Below are 5,339 nucleotides of genomic sequence, written 5' to 3'. Positions count from 1 at the left end.
TGGCCCGCGTTCCATATCGGAGCATCGCCACGAGCGGGGATCGCGCTGATGCAATCGGCTCGCGCTCTCGCCGCGTTCTCAGGACGCGACTACGCGATCCCCGACGACGTGGTGGAAATCACCCTGCCCGCGATGCGTCACCGAGTTCAACTGACTGCCGAAGCCGAGATCGAAGGACGTAGTACCGACGAAGAACTGCAAGCGTTGGTGCGAGGGATCGAGGTGCCTCGGGATTAGTGTTTTGCAAGGCTTAAAATCAATGAGGTCCGTAGCGGAAGTCGTCAAGACTTACGTTGCAGTTTCAAAGTCTCAGCATCACCTTTGTTGCAATCACAAGTTCGGTAAGCTCGAGTCTTTCCGCGAATCAGCCGTTTTGGCGAACGACTTGATGCCGTATACCGATCACTCAATGGTTCAAAACCGCGTTTCGGTCACCGTCGAATAACACCGTTTAATAAAGTCGCCCAATGAAATTGAATTTTGAAAGTGTTTGACGTGTCCTCTGCTTCCTCTGCAAACGACGATTCCACGGCGCCCCATCAATCGCTCAGTCTGCCGGGCGACACGTTCTTGCGTCGCGTACGTCATTCGGCCACCAGCGTGCTGGCCGACAGTCCGACGGGCCGCGAAGTTCTGGAATTGTGTGACGACCACGCCGAAGCACGGCGAATGATCCTGCAAGACCGCAGCAGTGGTACGTCGGTGATCGCGATCGTCGGGGCGACCGGGCAAGGCAAGTCGTGGTTGATCCGTCAATTGATTCGCAAATCGTCGGCCGCCAATTCGATTCGCAGCGGCAACAACGCGGACGAAGCGACCGAGAAACTCGTTTGGATCGGCCCCATGCCGCCCGCCGATCTGGACCCCCGTTACGAACAATACTTGCATTGTGATCCGGCTCACATGCAATCGATTGGCATCACCTACATGCTCGTTGACGCGCCCGGGTCGACCGACGATCGACGTGCGATTGCGGGCGTTGCGGCGCGAGCGTTATCGCTTGCCTCGGCCATGTTGTTGGTCGTCCGGCGAGACCAGATCCGCAGCGTCGCGGTCGGCATGCTGGCCGAAGCGAGCGAGGGCAGTATCGTGATCCCGGTGATCAATGCGGTGCGTGAGCACGATGATCGCTTGGACGCCGACATCGACGCGTTTTCAAAACGGATGCGAGAAATGGCGCCGACCAGCGTGATTGCGCGTCCGATTGTGATCAAAGATTTCGAGATCGATGGCCGAAACGAATCGGAAATTGCCACAACGGCCGCGGAAAATGTCGCGTCACGATTGCAAGAAGAGCTAGGGCAATTGTGGGAGGGCGATCGTCGCCGGAGCACCCGACTTGCCGCACTGGACGGCCGTTTTCGCGCCGCGCTGCACGGCGTCCTGAGCGATCAATTGCCTGGATTGACCAGCGCGGTTCGGCGACTGAATCGCGAGGCGACTGCCATTCCCACGCAAGTTGCCGAGTCCTTGATTGGCAGCGACGGCCCGCTGCGTGCCGCCGTACGATCGCGATTACGCCTGGCGTTATTGACCGAAACCGCAGCGTTCTGGTTTCCCTATCGCTCACTGCTTGGACTTTTGAATCTGACGCACGGTGCCTGGGACCGCGTGATGATCTCATTGTCGGGTTCTCTGCCATCGCTGGTCAGCGCCGTTTGGACGACCACCAAAAACTTGACCGCTCAACAAGGAGCCGAGCAAGACGTCCGCGACGGGCTTCGTCGCCGTAGTGCCGCCGCGGTCGCCGATCGACTCGGGCCGCTGGCGAGTCGATTTCGGGATGAGCTGGCCGAATTGCGACGACAACCGGTCAAGGCGGCGGCATGGCATGGCGACGACGACGACCACTCGCGTTCGCAGCTCGCTTATCTGGCGGGCATCGATACGTTGCAAGAGATGTCGCAAACGATATTTGACGAAGAGGTCAATCGCGTTTCGATCTCGCGGTTTGCGACCGTCGCATTCGCTTTGCTCGCGACGTTTGTGTTTTGGTTGTTCATGGCGGGCCCCGTCGTGGCATTGTACCGAGACTATTTTGTCGCCAGTTTCTCGACGCTGACGACACTCTCAGGCGACCTGGATCGTTTTCCACGCCCTGAGTTGGCAATGATGTTGACGAGCCTGTTGTTGGCGATCCTGCCGACTGCGGTGATTTCGATGTTCGCATTGTCGGTCGCTCAAAGCCGCAGCCGCGTCAATCAAGCCGAACAGCGGATTCGCGAGCGACATCATCAAACCATTACCCATTTGCAAGACGACGGCGTACTGCGACTTCGCTGGGACGACCCGCTGCTGTCGGACGCCGAGTTTTTACTATCGGTCGGCGCGGCCGATTACGACGAAAGGTCATAGCCATGGATGAACCGACCAGCTTCGCTCAATCCTTTTTCAACATCGCTCTACGATCGCCGACAAATCTGATCGCACAATCGGACACGCCCGAGACCGCGGGACTTTTTGATATCATCCTCAGCGGTGGCATCATCGGATTGATGATTCTACTGGTGCTGTTTGCACTCAGTATCGCGGCAGCCTATTTGGTGTTTGACCAAACGATGACGCTTCGCAAGACCGAGATTCTGCCTGATGGCGTTAGTGATACGGTTCGCCAAGCATTGCTGAACGCACGCCCGGCCGAAGCCGATACCGCGTGTCGCCGCGAACCGAGCGTGTTAAGCGTCGTGTTGTTGTCGGGGCTAAGCGAGCTGGAATTTGGATGGCATGAAGTTGAGAAGTCGGTCGAAGATTCGTTGGCCGAACAATCCGCTCGTTTGATGCGGCGAATTGAATACTTGTCGGTGATCGGCAACATCGCACCGATGGTGGGACTGCTGGGAACCGTCACCGGGATGATTTTTGCCTTCCAACAAGTCGCCACGACACGGGGTGCCGCCGGAGCCGGCGATCTTGCCGAAGGAATTTATCAAGCGCTGGTAACCACCGTCGGCGGACTGGTCGTGGCCATCCCATCGCTGGCGGCCTACGCGATTTGCCGCAACCGAGTCGATTCGTTGATTGCCCAGGTGGCCTATCAAGCGCAGCACGCGTTGACGCCGATCAAACGTCGCCCCACCGCTCGCACCCGTCCAGCGAATCCTAATCCCGCCGCATCGCCCGCCCCACGCCCGCAAGGCGGCAATCCGCCGATGCCTCCCAAAACGTAGCCCAGGCTACTGTGCTTGTCCTTTCACCCTCGCGATAGTCGTCAAGACTTTCGTCCTCCTCCTCTGCGCCCCCTCTCCGAAACTCTTGGCGAGTTTCGCTACATCGATTCGCTACGCAAGCTCAGCTTTCATCCTGGCGTCTCCCCCCACGCGTGGACGCGATATAATCGCAGGCATGAATGCTCGTGCCACTGCCCATCCCGATGACGACGATCCCGGTTGCTTTGCATCCGATGGTGAGATCGATGTTCTTGCCAAAATCGATCTTGGCGGTGACAACGGAATCGACGGCAGGAATGGCGTTTCCATCTTCACGCCACGTCCGACAAACGGCGCTGACGGCCAGCGCGGCGAGGACGCCGGCCCTGCTTCCGCGGGCCAACGGGCTGCATCGGCGACCCTGAACCTCACGTATTCCAACCACACCACCGAATCTGGCGCCATCGTAATCACGGGCGTTGCAGTGACATCCGATGGATCGTCCCGTCCCATTGATCTGCAACGAGCGATTGGCGAGCAAGGGTACGTGTTCATTCACGCCGTCGGCGGCAAAGGAGGCAACGGCGGACGCGCCGGCGATGGACAACCCGGTGCCCCCGGACGCCCTGGTCAAGATGCCACCCGATTTTCCAGTGGAACCGACGGAGGGCCCGGAGGCGACGGTGGTGACGCCGGCAACCCCAGCGACGGCCAACCCGGCGGCGACGGTGGCGACATCACGCTGCAAATCGATCATCACCATCTCGGTCTGCTGATGCTGGTCACAGGCGATTTGTCAGGAGGTGACATTGGTTTCGCCGGAGAACGTGGACTCGGCGGTCGTGGGGGCCCCGGCGGTCCCGGCGGCAGCAGTTACCACTGGACCACCACGCATCGAACCGGTGGCAAAAACGGTCACACTCACACCGTCCATCATTCCAACCCAGGCGGCAGCCCGGGACGTCGCGGCCGCGATGGCGCTCCGTCGTCTTACCGGGCTCATGATGGAAATCCCGGCAAAAACGGTCGTTTGCGGATTCTTGTCAATGGTCCTGATGGCGTTCTGACCCAGTACGAATCGCCCTACGATCTCGAACTCGTCTCGTTCGATATCGCCAGCGAGTACCGTGTCTACGAACCCGACAGCTTGGCGAGGCTCGAGCGGATCACCGTTCGAAACCGCGGCGGAATGCCGACACCACCCAACTACAAAATCCGAATTTTCTTGCCATCCGATACATGGATCCAATCCGACGAAACCGAATTGGTGTTGCCAAATGTCCTCGAACCGGGCGAAATGTATACGTTCGACAATGAAGGCTTGTCGCTGCGCTGGACTAACGTCATCGTCAACGAACCGCGTAAGCAACCGTTCCATCTAAAGCACGACGTTAACCCGAGGGCGTTCCTTGAAAGCGGGATCCATCGCCCGTTTCGCGACTTCGAAAACGAGGAATCGGTCGATGTCCGATTCCCATTGCAGCTAACCGAGATCACGGCGCTAAACAGTCTTGCGCCCGGCGAATCGACCCGCATCCGATATGCGATCACCAACATCGGCGATGAGACGTTTGATGATCGAGCGTACCATCGCAGTGTCCGCACTGGCATTCGCTTGCTCGGCGGCGATATCGACAAGAATCAATTGCTGTTCTTCAACGATTCGGACAAGCCGCATGATCTACTGGCCGAAGAATTTCGCGACACCATACGCAATCTACTCCCAGGTGAAACGCGTTGGATCGAAACTCGGATTGGCATCCGCAACCACAGTGACGTGATCGCCTACCAAAGCTTCACGCTTGGTGTGGATTTGTTACTGCAACATCCCGGGTCGAGTTCGCAGCATGACCAATATCGCCGCATAGATTATCGCAAGGAAACGATTCGCGTTTCGGAGCAATTTCGCCGTGACGAGGGATCGCGTTTTTTACTGATTGCGAATCAAAAGACCGACGTCAACGACATCGAAAAATGGACGCAACTTGCCGACTATTTCGGTAGCGGCTTGGATGTGTGGGACGTTTCCTACTATGGTTTTCTGGACCTGGTCCGCAAGATCGAAGCCGATAAGTCGATGCTCGAGATGTGGCGTGGCATGACGATCATCATTCCCAACAACTACTACCAAACCCCAATCGGAAAAAAGACGGCATTTGAGCAACTTGCCAAGTCACAGTTTTTGGTGGCTGC

The 5,339-nt window shown here is 57.9% G+C and carries 3 protein-coding genes and 1 pseudogene; all 4 read left to right on the top strand.

All coding sequences use genetic code 11. From position 1 onward, the window contains the following. Positions 1-237 (top strand): AAA family ATPase (locus ABX962_RS29265; protein WP_372724812.1); only part of this gene is annotated, 237 nt, incomplete at its 5' end. 258 nt (positions 238-495) lie between these two features. After that, the gene (locus ABX962_RS29260) at positions 496-2,355 is read left to right on the top strand and encodes a hypothetical protein (RefSeq protein ID WP_372724810.1); all 1,860 of its coding nucleotides are present in this window, start codon (positions 496-498) and stop codon (positions 2,353-2,355) included. A gap of 2 nt (positions 2,356-2,357) precedes the next feature. Beyond that, on the top strand, positions 2,358-3,167 hold the full coding sequence (locus ABX962_RS29255) for a MotA/TolQ/ExbB proton channel family protein (RefSeq protein WP_372724808.1): 810 nt from the start codon (positions 2,358-2,360) through the stop codon (positions 3,165-3,167). A gap of 175 nt (positions 3,168-3,342) precedes the next feature. Next, positions 3,343-5,339: pseudogene (locus ABX962_RS29250) on the top strand (hypothetical protein); the annotation flags it as partial.

Origin of the sequence: Novipirellula sp. (genome assembly GCF_041583735.1) — a bacterium.
In the GTDB taxonomy this organism is placed as follows: Bacteria; Planctomycetota; Planctomycetia; order Pirellulales; family Pirellulaceae; genus Novipirellula.
This window is presented reverse-complemented; position numbering and strand designations above follow the sequence as displayed.

What these genes read in the sequence shown, in the direction of transcription:
- ABX962_RS29255 (WP_372724808.1), top strand. Translation starts at nt 2,358, where the DNA reads ATGGATGAACCGACCAGCTTCGCTCAATCCTTTTTCAACATCGCTCTA.